Genomic DNA, 13,246 nt, shown 5'->3' with positions numbered 1-13,246 from the left:
GAAAAAAGGCGCCATCCAACCGGAGGCGCCAAACACATTCAGATGACAGACTGGGTTAAATCGCATCGATTTAGCCCTTCTTCCCGCAGAGGAAGAAACACAACACCACAACCGTTGTCGGCCCACTCACAAAAACCACATGTAAACCAACATGGAAGAGAAGGTGTGAGCCATATGGCAACGGATTGCGTGGCGAATTATGTTTATTCACTGGTCGACCCGCAACCGACAATTTATAATGCGCCCCATTAGAAAAACTCATCGTCGGCTGGTGTCATGTCTCGTCGTTTACCCCCGCTCAATGCCCTGAAGGCATTCGAAGCAGCGGCTCGCCACTTAAGCTTTACCCGCGCAGCAGAAGAGTTGTTTGTGACTCAGGCCGCCATCAGTCACCAGATCAAGGCGCTGGAGGAGTACCTCGGCATCAAGCTGTTCCGTCGCAAGAACCGCTCCCTGCTGCTGACCGAGGAGGGGCAGAGCTACTTCCTCGACATCAAGGACATCTTCGCCTCCATCTCCGAGGCCACCGACAAGCTGCTGGCCCGCAGCGCCAAGGGGGCGCTCACCGTCTCCCTGCAGCCGAGTTTCGCCATCCAGTGGCTGGTGCCCAGGCTGGTGAAGTTCAGCGAGCGTCACCCCGACATCGATGTGCGGATCAAGGCTGTGGACATGGACGAGGGATCCCTGACCGACGACGTGGACGTGGCCATCTACTACGGCCGTGGCAACTGGCCCGGACTGCGCTCTGACAAGTTGCACACCGAGTACCTGATCCCGGTCTGTTCACCGCTGCTGCTAACCGGCCCTAAGCCCCTGCGCACCCCGGAGGATCTGACCAGGCACACCCTGCTGCACGACACCTCCCGACGCGACTGGAAGGCCTGGTTCCGTCAGCTCGACATCGACGCCCCGAACGTCAACCAGGGGCCCATCTTCAGCCACTCCACCATGGTGATCCAGGCGGCGATCCACGGTCAGGGGGTGGCGCTCGGTCACAGCGTGCTGGCCCAGCCCGAGATCGAAGCGGGCCGCCTCATCTGCCCGTTCGAGCAGGTGCTGGTGAGCAAGAATGCCTTCTACCTGGTGTGCCAGGAGCAGCAGTCCGACCAGGGCAAGATAGTGGCCTTCCGGGACTGGATGCTGGAGCTGGTGGAGCAGGAGGAAGCCCGTCGCCGGGCCCGTCTCGCCGATGCCTGAGGGGATGGATGTGACAAGAGAGGGGGCGAGCGACGCCCCCGTTCGCATTCTGCTGGCCCACGGCGCCGGTGCTGGCATGGACCACGCCTTCCTCGCCGAGCTGTCGCGCCTGCTGGCGGGGCCGGACATCGAGGTGGTGCGCTTCAACTTCCCCTACATGAGCAAGTGGGCCCTGGATGGCAAGCGCAGGCCGCCGGACCGGCAGCCCGTGCTGCTCGCCCACTGGCGCGAGATGGTGCGCGCATTTGCCCATCCCCGCTTGTTCCTGGCGGGCAAGTCCATGGGGGGGCGGATGGCGGCCGAGCTCTATCACGAAGGGGGCGACGAGATGAATGCTGCAGGATTGCTCATTCTCGGGTATCCTTTCCACCCCCCGGCCAGCCCCGACCGCTGGCGGGGTGAGGTGCTCAAGCAGATCACGACGCCGACCCTGCTGCTGCAGGGGGAGCGCGACACCTTTGGCTCTCGCGCCGAGCTGGCCGATTTCCCCTTCTCCCCCGCCGTATCGGTCCACTGGCTGACCGATGGGGATCATGGCTTCAAGCCGAGGAAGGCCAGCGGCGTGAGCGAGCAGGAGAACCTGCGCGAGGCGGCGGAGCGAATCAAGGGGTTTATCGCGGCGACTCCGTTCCGGTGCGTCTGAAGGGATGGCCGCGCGCAGAGAACGAGGAGAGAGGATGCAAGTCCATCGACATCGACATTGGCTGGTGCTGGCGGGTTGTTTCGGCCTGACGGCCACCATGCTGGGAGCCTATGGGGCTCACGGGCTGGCGGCGACCGGCATAGCCCCTTCACTGCTGGCGGCGTTCAACACCGCGGTGCAGTATCAGTTTTTTCACGCCCTGGCCCTGCTGGTGCTGGGGTGGTGCGGCGTGCGCAGCAAGGTGATTACCTTTGCGGGCACGGCCTTTGTGCTGGGGATCCTGGGATTCTCCGGCAGTATTTACGCCATGGTGCTGCTTGGCAGCAAGGGGCTGGGGCTTATCACCCCGGCCGGTGGCCTCTGTTTTATGTTGGGATGGGCGGCTCTGATATGGGCCGGCTGTCGTCTTGGAGGAAAAAATGAATAATCTGCTGCTTTATTGCCGCCCGGGTTTTGAGAAAGAGGCGGCGGCAGAGATCACCGAACGAGCCAGCAACATGCAGTGCTACGGCTTCGCCCGGGTCAAGGACGACAGCGGTTACGTGATTTTCGAGCTGTATGACGAGGAGCAGGCGGATCTGCTGGCCCGCAAGCTGCCGTTCCGTGAGCTCATCTTCATCCGTCAGATGCTGGTGGTGACCCATGAGCTGAAGGATCTGGACCTCTCCGATCGGGTTTCCCCCATCATAGAGGCGACCCGTGACTATGCCATCTGTGGCGATCTGCGGGTGGAAACGGCCGACACCAACGAGGCAAAGGAGCTCTCTGCCTTCTGCCGCAAGTTCACGGTGCCGCTGCGCCAGGCGCTGCGTGGCAACGAGATCCTGACCAAGAAGGAGACGCCGCACCGTCCGGTGTTCCACGCCTTCTTCATGGCCAATGATCACCTGTTGCTGGGGTACTCCTACTCCTTCAACAACTCCGAATTCCACATGGGCATTCCGCGTCTGCGCTGCCCGCCGGACGCCCCGAGCCGCTCCAGCCTCAAGCTGGAAGAGGCCTTCTATGTGTTCGTGCCACGGGAAGAGTGGGAGCTGCGTCTCACCTCCGGCATGAAGGCCGTCGATCTGGGCGCCTGCCCGGGCGGCTGGACCTATCAGCTGGTGCGCCGTGGCATGATGGTGACTGCGGTGGACAACGGCTCCATGGCACAGTCTCTGATGGATACCGGCCAGGTCAAGCACATTCGCGACGACGGTTTCGTCTGGCGGCCTGGCAAGAAGAACACCTACTGGCTGGTGTGCGACATGGTGGACAAGCCGGCGCGGGTGGTTCACATGATTGCCGACTGGTTCCGCGAGAACGACTGCCAGGAAGCCATGTTCAACCTCAAGCTGCCGATGAAGAAGCGCTATGCCGAGGCGGTGCACAACATAGAGGTGCTGCGGGAGATGCTCAAGGAGATCGACAATGCGTTCGTGATCCAGGCCAAGCAGCTCTACCACGATCGCGAAGAGATCACGGTGCACGTCTACAACAAGTTCTGGGTCTCCAAGCTCGAACCCAAGTCCTGATTCGGGCACCCGCGTCACCTGGGGTGACGCCAAAAAAACCGGACGGGGGTAGCCCCGTCCGGTTTTTGCTTTCTGGCGCCCTCAGAAGCGGTAGTCGAAACGCATCATGGACTCGTCATTGGTGATCTTGAGCTCGATCTGAAGTGGAATGGTCTTGTCGGTGGGATTGAACTGCATCTTGACGCCGTCACCCCGGAGTTTGACCGCCGTGTTGATACCGCCGGCATTGAACTTGATCCTGGGCTTGTGCTTTTCGAAGGAGAGGCTCACGCTCTTCTCGGCCGTCAGATTGAGTTTCTGGTAGGCAGTGATCCGCTGGGTGCCGTTGCTGTCGGTCATGATGTCCACGCCGAGGGAGAGCGGCTTGGGGCTCTTGAGCAGATCGTTGGTATCTATGGTGGACCGCCAGGTCTGCTTGGCCGGTTGCTCGAACTGAGGGGGCGGTGTCAACCAGGCGTTGTCGATGGGCCTGTCTAATGCCATGGTACTGCTGCTGAAGATCAGCAAGATGAAGGTAGCACGCATAGTGGATCTCCTTATCCCTCATATGAACATAGTATTCATCTGACAAGGGAGGTAGGGGGATCCTGCATAAAACGAAGGGAGCCTAAGCTCCCTTTTTAAATCAATCAGTTAGATATGATTTATAGACGGTCGATGATGGCCTGGGTGAATTCGCTGGTGGAGGCCGTGCCCCCCAGATCCCGGGTCACCCGATCACCAGATTCGATGGTCGCCCGTACTGCCTCGCGGATGCGTTCGGCCTTGTCCTGCATGCCGAGGTATTCCAGCATCTGGATGGAGGCGAGGATCACCGAGGTCGGGTTGGCGATGTTCTTGCCGGCGATGTCCGGCGCCGAGCCGTGTACCGCTTCGAAGATGGCGGCGCCCTCACCGATGTTGGCTCCTGGAGCCATGCCTAAGCCCCCCACCAGACCGGCGCAGAGATCCGAAAGGATGTCGCCGAACAGGTTGGTGGTGACCATGACATCGAACCGCTCCGGGTACATGACCAGGTTCATGCAGGCGGCGTCGACGATCATCTCTTCGTTCTGGATATCCGGATAGCGGGCAGCCACCTCGCGCGCCACTTCCAGGAACAGACCGGAGGTGGACTTGAGGATGTTGGCCTTGTGGATGATGGTGACCTTCTTGCGCCCTTCCTGGCGCGCCAGCTCGAAGGCGAAGGTGACGATGCGTTCGGCCCCGTCGCGGGTGATGATGCTCATCGCCTCGGCGCTCTGGTTGTCATCGCTGCGCTTCTGGCCGGCACCCGAGTACATGCCCTCGGTGTTTTCACGCACCGTGATGATGTCGATGTTGTCGTAACGGCTCCTGGTGCCCTTGAAGGAGATCACCGGACGCACGTTGGCGTAGAGGTTGAACTTCTTGCGCAGGGAGACGTTGATGGAGGTGAAGCCACCACCGACCGGCGTGGTGAGGGGGCCCTTGAGGCTGACCTTGTTCTTCTCAATCAAATCGAGCGTGGCCTGGGGTAGCAGCTCGCCGTGCTTCTCCAGCGCGACCAGACCGGCATCGGCATAGTCATAGTCAAAATCACAGCCGGCGTGGGTCAGGATCTGGATGGCGGATTCGATGATGCTGGGGCCTATGCCGTCGCCCGGAATGACGGTAATTTTTCTTTTTGACATGAGACGTATCCACTTCTAGGGAACAGAGGGGGAGGATTCGGCGGTTTTATACCATTTTTGCACCACTTCCTCCATGTTTCTTTACATTTTTCCCATTTATGTCAACAGGTACGGCCTGTTTCGGGGAATTGTGTGCCGGGGATCACGCCTCCGAATCGGGCTCGGGTGGATAGCGGATCTCCCGCAGGTTGAAACCGAGGGGGATGTCCTGCTGCAGCCGCACCAGCCGCTGGGCCAGCAGGGCATCCTCCCTGTGCTGGCGCAGCTTGAGCAGAGGCTTGCTCGCGTCTTCTTGTTGGCAGGCGTCCAGCATGGCGGCCAGACCGCCATATTGCTGCAACAGCTGGGTCGCCGTCTTTGGCCCTATGCCCGGCACGCCCTTGATGTTGGAGCCGCCAATGCCGGTCAGGGCCCAGAAGTCCACCAGCTGCGCAGGGGCGACGCCATATTGCTGCTGGACGAAGGCCTCATCCAGCCAGCGCTTGTTGAAGTAATCTCGGACCCGGATCTGCGGGCAGATGAGCTGGCAGAAGCCCTTGTCGGTGGAGATGATGGTGGCCCTGGCACCGTGCTGGGCAATACCGCTGGCCAGGGTGGCGATGAGATCGTCCGCCTCGTCGGTCTGGGAGAGCAGGGCATCCACACCGCACTCCCAGAAGGCGTCCTGCAAGTCGGCCAGCCCCTCCCTCAGCTCCTGTGGCATGGGGGTGCGCCCCTCCTTGTAGGCCGGATAGATCTCCTTGCGCCAGCTGTGCACCTCGCCGTCAAACACGGCGATGACATGGGTCGGCTCGCTGCCGGTCAGCAGTTTCTTGCAGGTATTGATGAGGTTGGCGCGGGTGGCGATCAGGGCCTGGGCCGGGGTCAGTGCCTGCTGGGCCTGCACCGCGTGCAGACGGCGGATGAGGTTGAGGGCATCGATGATGAGCAGGTGTGGCCTGAGGTGTTGCATGGCAGGGAGCACTCTTGGCGGTCGGGACGGCCCATTGTAACAAGGGATGGGCGTCATGCTAACCCCGGACGCCAGGGCCGGGAAGTGGAGGAGGGGCACTGGGCCCCTCCTGTCATCACGGACGCAGTGCCCTTATTTCACGATTTCGTAGCAGGGGATGTACTGGCTGCCAGGCAGCTTCATGCGCTGCTGCCTGACGAAGCTCTCCAGCAGCCTGTCCATCAGGTGCATCAGCTCCTTGTCGCCGTGCAGCTTGAAGGGGCCCTTCTTCTCGATGGCGCGAATGCCTCCCTCCTTGACGTTGCCGGCGACGATGCCGGAGAAGGCGCGCCTCAGGTTTGCCGCCAGCAGTTGGGGCGGCTGGTTGCGGTGCAGATCCAGGCTTGCCATGCTGGCGTGATCCGGCTCGAACGGCAGCTGGAATTCCGGCTCTATGCGCAAGGACCAGTTGAAGGAGTAGGCATCCCCCACCGATTTGCGGTATTCGCGGATCTTCGGCATCGCCTCCTTCATCACCCGCGCCACTTCCGGGGCATCCCCGACGATGATGCGGTAGAGGCTGGTGGCCGGTTCACCCAGGGTGGCCTTGACGAAGTCGTCGATGGCGCGGAAGTAGTCGGCGCTCTCCTTCGGACCGGTCAGTATGATAGGCATGGGCTGCCGCTCGTTGGCCGGGTGCATCATGATGCCGAGCAGATAGAGCAGCTCCTCGGCAGTGCCGACCCCGCCCGGGAAGATGATGATGCCGTGTCCCAGACGCACGAAGGCCTCCAGTCGCTTCTCGATGTCCGGCAGTATCACCAGCTCGTTGACGATGGGGTTCGGCGGTTCGGCGGCGATGATGGAGGGTTCGGTGAGGCCGATGTAGCGGCCATTGCGCACCCGCTGCTTGGCGTGGCCGACGGCGGCCCCCTTCATGGGCCCTTCCATGGCTCCAGGCCCGCAGCCGGTGCAGATGTTGAGCTCTCGCAGGCCCAGCTCGCTGCCCACGGCGCGAGTGTACTGGTACTCCACCTCGTTGATGGAGTGACCGCCCCAGCAGACCACCAGGTTGGGGTCAGCCCCCGGCAGGATCGCCTTGGCGTTGCGCAGGATGGCGAACACCACATTGGAGATGTGGGTGGAGTTGGTCAGGTTGACCAGGCGGTTGGATTCCAGCTGGGTCGAGACATAGAGGATGTCGCGCAGCACGGAGAACAGGTGTTCCTGGATGCCGCGAATGATCTCGCCGTCGACGAAGGCGTGCTCGGGGGCGTTGAACAGCTCGAGTTTGACCCCGCGCTCGCGCCGGATCACATGAATGTCGAAGGACTTGAAGCGCTCCAGTATCTCTTTGGAGCTGTCGGTGTGGCTGCCGGAGTTGAGCACCGCCAGCGAGCAGTTGCGAAACAGTTGATAGATATCGCTGGAGGCGGTCTGCTTGAGGCGATCCACCTCAAGTTGGGACAGCAGGTCCATGCTGCCCACGGGATTGATGTGTGTAATCATAATTTCCCCTTTCACTCGCTTGTTATCGTTGTGCTTTCCCTGGGGAGAAGACGGGATGCCATGGCATCCCTCGATTTCGATAGTAGAGGCAAGGGGTGGGGCAGGGGAATAGGGGAAAAGTGCGTTTGCCTGTTTTTTAGCCGTCGTTCAATCCGGATTCAGGCCAGATTGACCTGATCCCGGCCCAAGTTTTTGGAGCTGTAGAGTGCCTTGTCGGCGCGCTCGAATGCGTCCGTGGTATGGTCTCCTTCGCGGAACAGGGTGGCGCCGATGGAGATGGTGATCTCGACCCTGGCATCCCGGAAGCGGAACGGAATGCTCTTGACCGTCTGGCGCAGGTTCTCCAGGGGTTTCTGGAACTTGTCCGGATTGATGTTCGGCAGCAACACCACGAACTCTTCCCCCCCGAAACGGGCGATGAAGTCGGTGTCGCGCAAGGCGTTCTGCAAGGCTTTGGCGACCACTTTCAATGCCTTGTCTCCGGCCATGTGACCGTAGTTGTCATTGATGTTCTTGAAGTGATCGATATCGATGATGGCCAGACACAGCGGGGTGCCGTAACGCAGCCAGCGCTTGTATTCGAGTTCGAGCCGCTCGTCGAGGGCCGCCCGGTTGTGCACCTGGGTCAGGCTGTCGAGGAACAACTTGTGCTTCTGGATGGTGAGCCGCTTCTTGTACTCGGCCGTCTCCTCCTTCATCAGTCGCAGCTTGGCTTCCATGTTGGAGAGGTGGGTGAGCAGGTGACGCTCGCGGCTGGCCATGGCCTCCCGCTCCTGCTGCAGGCGACGGATGGTATCCAGGTGGCTGGAGATGGCTCCCTTGAGGGACAACGGGGAGTCATGGGTCGCCATGGTGCGATCGATGGCGGCGAGTTCCCGCTCCAGCGCCTGGCCGCTGAGGTGGGCGGCATTTTGCAGCGCCCGCCCCTCGTCCAGGGACTCGGTAAAGTTGAAATGTACCGCGGAGAGGCTCTCGTTGAGGGAGCTGAGGAAGGCCTGGGAGGATTTACGCTCCTCCCGGGTCCCCTCAATGATGAGCTCGATGATCTGCAGGCAGATCTCCGCCAGCAGGGGCGGCGTGATCCCTCCCAGCAGCTGGCGGCGGATGTCCGCCAGGCTCTCGCCCACGGAGCCGGCAAAGTCGAGCTCGGTGATGAGCCGCTGCAGCTCATCGGAGATCTGGGCGTGGGCCTTGATATCGAAAGAGTCGGTGGGCGCCGGGTTGGAGAGCTCGGTGGTCATCTCGGGGGCGAGCAGCGGCTGGCGTGGCAGCAGCTGGATCTTGATGGCCTGCTGGTAGAACTCCAGCAAGCGGATCACCTTCTTCTGGTGATCGCCGATGCCATAGCCCTCGGGGCTGGCGAGAAACTCCTTGAGGGAGCGACGGGTCTCTTCCGGGAAGCCCTTCAAGGACTTGAGCTGCTTGCTGCCCAGTTCTATGGCGGCCCGGGTCAGACTGATGGACTCCTCCATGGCGTGACCATGTTGCTGCAACAGCTTCTCGATGACCGCGAGGTCGGCGTCGAGCGATGACAGCGGGGGATTGCCATCGAGCTTCTGCTTGAGCTTGGCGAGTCGGTTGTCCAATTCACGATCGTGACCACGGCAGGCCTGCATCAGCTTGCCGATAAACTGGATGCTGCGGGTGCGCTCGGCATCGGAGAACGTGGCCATGCCATCGAGCTCCTGCTGTTTTTGCTGAAGGGATTCCCTGAGTCTTGCCAGTTGTCCTGTTACGGCAGCGATATCATTCATTGTTCAGGTCGCCCTGTTGTCATTATCGTTTTTGTGTCGTCCAGCAACAGTAAGCCAATGAAAGACCCCGTTGAGTACCTTGTTGTCATGGCTTATCCGGCGCTTTCGTCCGTGAAAGCAGAAGCCAATTAACCCATTGCTTTTCATGAGAAGAATTTACTTTTACCAGTCCCTTGTCAATTGCCATCAAGCAGCATTGCCACACATCGCCATTAAAAAATGCGGCCTGTTGGCAATCGATGGCCGCCAGCTCCAACCAGACGCTCTGCTGGTATTTTTCACTGAGTTGCATGGCCCCCGAAAGCGCCAGATAACAGAGGTCGAACAGGCCGTGATGGTCGAGGGCCATCGCCGCCTTGGGCAGGAAGGGATGGCTGACGATGCCGAGGCTGATGTGCCTGTCCAGCGGGTATTCGCAGGGGAAGGCGGCCAGGGTGTCCAGCAGCTCTTGCGCCAGCTGGTGCAACTGGGCCACGTGGCGCTGGGGCACCACATAGAGCAGGTGTCCCTCGCGCAGATCGTAGATGCGGCCATCCTGGGGGGTCAGCTGATTGATATAGTGGCCGAAGGCCTGCTCAATCTCGCGGCTGACCTGATATCCATGCTGCTCCAGGTTGTTGACCAGGAAGGGTACCCGGAACAGCAGGTAGTGGAGCTTGTCGTCAAACTCGCTGGTGGGCCGCTCGCTCAGGTACCAGCGATCGGATTTTTGCTGACGCTTGGCCATCTCGCGAGGCCAGCGGCTCATCAGCCGCTGCCAGTTGGCCAGGCCGCTGCGCGGCTCGATGAGCAGGGCCTCGCCCAGCTGTCTGGCATTGAGGCGGGCGACCCGCAGCTTGAGCCAGAGGGTGAAGAACAGGTAGATGAACAGAACCAGCAGCAGGCCCGTGCTGACGCTGGTCCAGAGATAGCGCTCCTGCTGATGCCGGCTCTGGTCGAGGCGCTGCTCCAGCTCCTTGACCTGCTGGGCGCGTTCCACCTGGGCGTAGTTGTCGCGGACCGCCTCCTGCTCCAGATCGAGCTGCTGCTGGCGGACCAGCTCGCTGCGCTGGTGATAATTCTTGTAGCTCTCGAGGGCCTGCTGGAGGTAGCCCTTCTGCTCGTAGGCGATGGCGAGCAGCCGGAAGATTTCAAACTGGCGGCGGATGTCGCCAAGCCGGTTGGCCAGGGTCAGGGCATTCTCCAGCTGCAGGATGGCGATGCCCGCCTCCTGCTGCTTGAGGTGCAGCTCGCCGAGCAGCAACAGGGTGTCGATCAGTGACTCCTTGTCGTCCCCCTGCTCGTGGGACTGGCGCGCCGCGTTGAGGTAGTTGCGGGCCAGGGTCAGGTTGCCGGTCTGCAGATAGGTTTTGCCTATCTCGAACTTGAGGTGGGCGATGCGGGTGCGGTTGTTGCCCTCGTCCAGCAGATCCAGGGCATTGAAGAAGTAGACCAGCGCCATGTTCATCTCCCTCTGATCCCGGTTGAGGCGGGCGAGCACTATCAGGGCGTCGCTCAGCAGGGAGGGGTTGCCGAGGGCATGGAAGTAGTTGGCCGCCTCGTTGGCATACTGCAGCGCCTTTTGCGGCTCCTGCTCTGCCTGATAGAGGCTGATCATCTGGTTCGACAGCAGGCCGAGGAACAGGGGATCCTGCAGATTCTTTGCCTGCTGCTGGGCATCGATATACTCCCCGAGGGCGAGTTGGGGCTGCCCGAGCGCCTGATAGAGGTCCCCTCCCACGGCGCTGACCCAAGCCCTGGCCAGGGGATTCTTGGCCTGCTCTGCCCATTGACGCGCCTCGGTCAGCTGGCGCTTGGCCAGATCGAACTGCCGCCCCTCCATGCTGGCGTTGACGTGCAACAGGCGGCTGTACACCTGCAGCTGGCTCTCTTTGAGGCCTGGGTTGGTCAGCAGTTTGTCAAGCTGTTCGAGCGCCATCGTGCTGGCGCCAGGGGCATGCTCCTGCATCTCCCTGCTGCGGATCTTGAGATAGAGACCATGGGCCTGCAGCTCGAACTGCTGCTCCTTCTCGGCCATGGCGATGCCCTTGTCGAAGGCGTCCTGGGCCGGCTGGCGCTGTCCCAGCTGCTGCAGGCACTCACCCTGAAGCAGGTAGGCCCCCGTGGTCTGGGTCGCAGTGCCATAGCTCAGGATCGGCTCCCGATAGCCGTACTCCTGACGGTTGCTGATGATCTGCTTGGGGTTATTGGCCGTGCGTTCGAGGAAGGAGGTGGCAATCTGGACACATCTGGCGGGATCGCTCAGCACCAGGGTCTGTGCCTGCTGCAGATCGATAGACAACTGCTCCTTGGCCAGATCCAGATCCGGAGCCGACAGGGAGGACATCATCATTGCCAGAAAAAACAGTTGATTCATTGGATTAAGAACGGCACGGAGGTGCAGGCATGTTATCCAAGCCCACCCCCGCCCGTCCAGAGTTCATTGCTGACATGGGTGATGGGCCTGATCCCCTGGCTTGTCGCGCCGGGTTTACTGGCGGATGAGGCGCAGGTTGGCGGGCACGGGTTCCCAGTCGCTGCGGAAGGGGTTGATGTCCAGGCCCCCGCGGCGGGTATAGCGGGCATAGACGGTCAGCTGCTGCGGGGCGCAGAAGTGCTTGAGGTCGATGAAGATGCGCTCTATGCACTGCTCGTGGAACTCGTTGTGCTGACGGAAGGAGATGAGATAGCGCAGCAGCTTCTCCCGATTGAGGCGCGGGCCGCGGTAGTGGATCACCAGGGATCCCCAGTCCGGCTGGCTGGTGACCAGGCAGTTGGACTTGAGCAGATGGCTGTGCAGTGTCTCCTCCACTATGTCCGCCTCTGCGGCCCCTTGCAGCAGGGTCTGGTCAAACTCGTAGCTGTCGATCTCGATGTCCTGCTCGTCGATGCACTCGCCCGGCAGCAGCGCTATCTGGTGAGGGGCCTGATCGAGGGGGAACAGGGTGACGCTCACCTCAGCTCCGGCGCAGGCGCTCAGGTCTTTGGCCAGCAGAACCTGCACCGCTTCCAGGGAGTCGCAACGGGTCTGGTTGAAGGAGTTGAGGTAGAGCTTGAACGACTTGGATTCGATGAGGTTAGGGCTGGTGGCGGGCACGGCCACTTCGCCGAGCGCAACCACGGGCTTGCCCTTGGCATTGAGCCAGGAGAGTTCGTACAGGGTCCAGACGTCACAGCCCTGGAAGGGCAGCGTTTCGCCAAGGCCGAGATCGTCGCGATTCAGACTGCGTGGCACGGGTTGCAGCAGGGACGGGGTGTACTGGCTGATGTAGGCAGACTGCTGCCCCAGGCTCAGGCCCTGCAACGCGCTGGCGCCTGCGTATCTCTCTTGTTTGCTCATGCTTGTGTGCTCACGCTTGTCTGATAAAGGGTTTGATGGTGCAATGCCCGGATTTTTCGGTCAGGTTCTTGCGGCGATCAGAGGCCGCTATTGTGGGGAATATCGATGTCGGATCAAGTCTTGTCTGCCCTGGAGCAGTTCTTTTTACGCTGGCAGCGCGATGGCGAGGCGAGGCGAGGGCTGCCTCTGTGCGAGTGGGAGGCCGACTGGCGCTCCCCTTGCGAGCTGGATGAGCCCAGAGAGGGGCGGGTGGCCTGGCGTCCGTACCGTCGTCCTGTGCCTGCCGACTTTGCGGCCATGGCAGATGCCCTCGAGCTGACCCTGCACCCGAGCGCCCTTGCCCTGTTTGGCCACTGGTTCAGCCGCCCGCTCCCCTGCTCCTACAAGGGGCTGCGCATCGAACTCATACTGCCATGGAACGAGGCCGATCTGGATCTGCTCAAGGAGAACCTCATCGGCCACCTGCTGATGCTGCGCAAACTCAAACGCACGCCGTCGCTCTTCATCGCCACCACCCGCAACGAGATGACGCTGGTGTCGCTCGATAACGAGAGCGGCCAGGTGTGGCTGGAGTGGCTGGATTCCGGTCGCCGTCTGGTGCTGGCCCCCTCCCTGCCGGCCTTCCTCGCACGGCTGGAAACCTTGCCGCAGTAAGCGGACCGTTTTTCGCTCGCCCAGTATTAAAGAGAAGGGCCTTGCCATCTGGCAAGGCCCTTCTTTCATGGGG

At 61.3% G+C, this 13,246-nt stretch carries 12 protein-coding genes; 5 read left to right on the top strand and 7 right to left on the bottom strand.

Annotated elements, in window-relative coordinates:
• Positions 1-276: 276 nt before the first annotated feature.
• Genes BN1127_RS11460 through rlmM form a run of 4 tightly spaced genes read left to right on the top strand, consistent with a single transcriptional unit; the run spans position 277 to position 3,354 of the window.
• Entirely contained in the window at positions 277-1,197 is a 921-nt protein-coding gene (locus BN1127_RS11460; RefSeq protein WP_042649544.1) for a transcriptional regulator GcvA, read from the top strand.
• A 4-nt stretch (positions 1,198-1,201) separates the two neighbouring features.
• Positions 1,202-1,840, top strand: coding sequence for an alpha/beta family hydrolase (locus tag BN1127_RS11455; protein ID WP_378002233.1), 639 nt, complete (start codon positions 1,202-1,204; stop codon positions 1,838-1,840).
• Between the two features lie 34 nt (positions 1,841-1,874).
• The gene (locus BN1127_RS11450) at positions 1,875-2,267 is read left to right on the top strand and encodes a DUF423 domain-containing protein (RefSeq protein ID WP_042649542.1); all 393 of its coding nucleotides are present in this window, start codon (positions 1,875-1,877) and stop codon (positions 2,265-2,267) included.
• On the top strand, positions 2,260-3,354 hold the full coding sequence (rlmM, locus tag BN1127_RS11445; RefSeq protein WP_025327941.1) for a 23S rRNA (cytidine(2498)-2'-O)-methyltransferase RlmM: 1,095 nt from the start codon (positions 2,260-2,262) through the stop codon (positions 3,352-3,354). The genes BN1127_RS11450 and rlmM overlap by 8 nt, the downstream gene beginning before the upstream one ends.
• Positions 3,355-3,435: 81 nt before the next feature.
• Here the strand turns inward: rlmM and BN1127_RS11440 are convergent, their stop codons facing one another.
• The 7 genes from BN1127_RS11440 to queF form a co-directional block, all read right to left on the bottom strand.
• On the bottom strand, positions 3,436-3,879 hold the full coding sequence (locus BN1127_RS11440) for a hypothetical protein (protein ID WP_042649541.1): 444 nt from the start codon (positions 3,877-3,879) through the stop codon (positions 3,436-3,438).
• Between the two features lie 119 nt (positions 3,880-3,998).
• Complete coding sequence (locus BN1127_RS11435; protein ID WP_005330735.1) at positions 3,999-5,006, bottom strand: isocitrate dehydrogenase; 1,008 nt, start codon at positions 5,004-5,006, stop codon at positions 3,999-4,001.
• 142 nt (positions 5,007-5,148) lie between these two features.
• Positions 5,149-5,958, bottom strand: coding sequence for a flap endonuclease Xni (gene xni / locus BN1127_RS11430; protein ID WP_005330737.1), 810 nt, complete (start codon positions 5,956-5,958; stop codon positions 5,149-5,151).
• 132 nt (positions 5,959-6,090) lie between these two features.
• On the bottom strand, positions 6,091-7,446 hold the full coding sequence (gene ppnN, locus BN1127_RS11425) for a nucleotide 5'-monophosphate nucleosidase PpnN (RefSeq protein WP_041206266.1): 1,356 nt from the start codon (positions 7,444-7,446) through the stop codon (positions 6,091-6,093).
• A gap of 158 nt (positions 7,447-7,604) precedes the next feature.
• On the bottom strand, positions 7,605-9,200 hold the full coding sequence (locus BN1127_RS11420; RefSeq protein WP_042649540.1) for a GGDEF domain-containing protein: 1,596 nt from the start codon (positions 9,198-9,200) through the stop codon (positions 7,605-7,607).
• An 85-nt stretch (positions 9,201-9,285) separates the two neighbouring features.
• Positions 9,286-11,556 carry a hypothetical protein gene (locus BN1127_RS11415; protein WP_042649539.1) on the bottom strand — a complete coding sequence of 757 codons (2,271 nt, stop codon included), beginning with the start codon at positions 11,554-11,556 and terminating at the stop codon, positions 9,286-9,288.
• 114 nt (positions 11,557-11,670) lie between these two features.
• Positions 11,671-12,519: an NADPH-dependent 7-cyano-7-deazaguanine reductase QueF gene (gene queF, locus BN1127_RS11410; protein ID WP_042649538.1), complete on the bottom strand. Its 849-nt coding sequence runs from the start codon at positions 12,517-12,519 to the stop codon at positions 11,671-11,673.
• Positions 12,520-12,624: 105 nt separating this feature from the next.
• Between queF and syd the strand changes: the two genes are divergently transcribed.
• The gene (syd, locus tag BN1127_RS11405) at positions 12,625-13,173 is read left to right on the top strand and encodes a SecY-interacting protein (protein ID WP_042649537.1); all 549 of its coding nucleotides are present in this window, start codon (positions 12,625-12,627) and stop codon (positions 13,171-13,173) included.
• Positions 13,174-13,246 lie beyond the last annotated feature (73 nt).

The sequence above is a fragment of the Aeromonas media genome (assembly GCF_000819985.1).
Taxonomy (GTDB): Bacteria; Pseudomonadota; Gammaproteobacteria; order Enterobacterales; family Aeromonadaceae; genus Aeromonas; species Aeromonas media.
The sequence above is the reverse complement of the archived record's forward strand: the minus strand, read 5'-3'. Positions and strand labels throughout refer to the sequence as shown.